Source organism: Microbulbifer sp. ABH2_005 (assembly GCF_056160005.1).
Map to the genome: position 1 here is coordinate 1 of NZ_JBSWWI010000006.1, position 1,534 is coordinate 1,534.

The 1,534-nt window shown below is 40.1% G+C and carries 1 protein-coding gene; it reads right to left on the reverse strand.

Features of this window, described 5'->3' with window-relative positions; translation table 11 throughout:
• Window positions 1-740: 740 nt before the first annotated feature.
• Window positions 741-1,127 carry a DUF4156 domain-containing protein gene (locus ACXAFI_RS20000; RefSeq protein WP_475110171.1) on the reverse strand — a complete coding sequence of 129 codons (387 nt, stop codon included), beginning with the start codon at window positions 1,125-1,127 and terminating at the stop codon, window positions 741-743.
• Window positions 1,128-1,534: the final 407 nt, after the last annotated feature.

The window sequence follows — 1,534 nt, forward strand, 5'->3', positions numbered from 1 at the left end:
CTTACAGCTTTTTCTCGGTGATTCGAGTGGCTCAAAACCCTTTTCGAATCCCGGCAAGGTCGTTTCCGCCCCCTGCTTGAAGTGGCGCGCATTATAGCGACCTCTCCGTGCTTGGCAAGCTCTTTTTCAAATCAATTTTCTTAATAAAATCAATGAGTTAGAGCCGCTTTCCCGCTGCTGCTTGAGCAGCGAGGAGGCGAACTATACGGACTTCACGGGGGCACCGCAAGCTCTTTTTGTAGGAATTTTTTAAAAAGATTTTTGGTTATAGTTTGCCCTTGAAAAGCACTTCATGGTGGAGCAAAAAAAGTAACGAAATAAATTACTTTCAACTCTCATTACTATTACCTGGAAGCATATTCAGACCAGCAGAGCCTTCCGTGCAATTTAAGCCTTAACTCGTATGGTTCACGCCCGGAATTTATTTACTAGCACCAAGCTTTAGCAAGGAGCTACTTGAGAAGCATTACATCGGCAAATAATCTGAGCGATTTATCTTCGGTTTTTCTCAGGCTCAAAACACATAGAAATAGCTTTACATATGAGTTCAGCTGCAAAATATAACACCCGGAGTTTATAAAACCCCAGGCTATGTACGGTCGGACTAGAATTAATTAGGCAGCTCTGGTAAATGACAGCTCTAGAAAATATGGCACTTAAAAAGTGTAGAATTTTGGAAAAATCTGCGTTTTTTCAATGTATTCTTAAAAGCTCCTTATTAGCCATTTGCTCCTAACGAATCACCCTTCGTGATCCTCAGTGGTAACCTTTTCTTTATAGGCAGTCCCCACCATCGAAATACAGTTTCCACAACCCGAGTATCCCTGTGCGTAGGTTGCCGCTCCTGTACCAAGTTGCTGGTGCTCAATAACAACCACATCACCACCTAACAGTGCCGCCTGATTTTTCAAATCAATTCGGCATTGCTTTATGTTAGTTATTGCTGTTTTTGCATTAAATCCAAAGCTACAGGCAACCTCACCAACATCGTAGTACTTATCAAGATCAGAAACTGAAATTTGCTGAACTACCTGTATGTCTCTACCTCCATCTGTTAGCTCTACAGTTGCACATGAAGATAGCATCGCAGCGAAGGTAATGAGTAAAAGCTTTATTCCATCTGACATGAAGAAAACTCCCTATTCTCGTTATTACTTTTGATATTAATAATGGCTACAAGACGATTAGAGTAGCCAGCAATAGCTACATCATTTTTATTCCGTTCCAACTGAAGTTTATCTTTTAGTCTAGATACCCTCAATAACCGACACACTTGGCTGTTTCAAAAGATGTTGCCTGGCGATGCTCAACCACCTAGAAAGAGCGGAATTGGTGAACAATAAATGACCACTAAAGTGTTTTTTGAATGAAATTAGAACCGACGGGAGCCTAAAAGACTTTTCATCAATTAAATAATGCGAAACCTCGGATCGATATACATCAAAGAGAAGTCTTTGGTTACCAGAGCACTCTTTTCTTCCAACTCTTTTTTTATTTTCCGCTTTTATTATTTTTATTAACTATTTTTTCACAC

What these genes read in the sequence shown, in the direction of transcription:
- ACXAFI_RS20000 (WP_475110171.1), bottom strand. Translation starts at nt 1,127, where the DNA reads ATGTCAGATGGAATAAAGCTTTTACTCATTACCTTCGCTGCGATGCTA.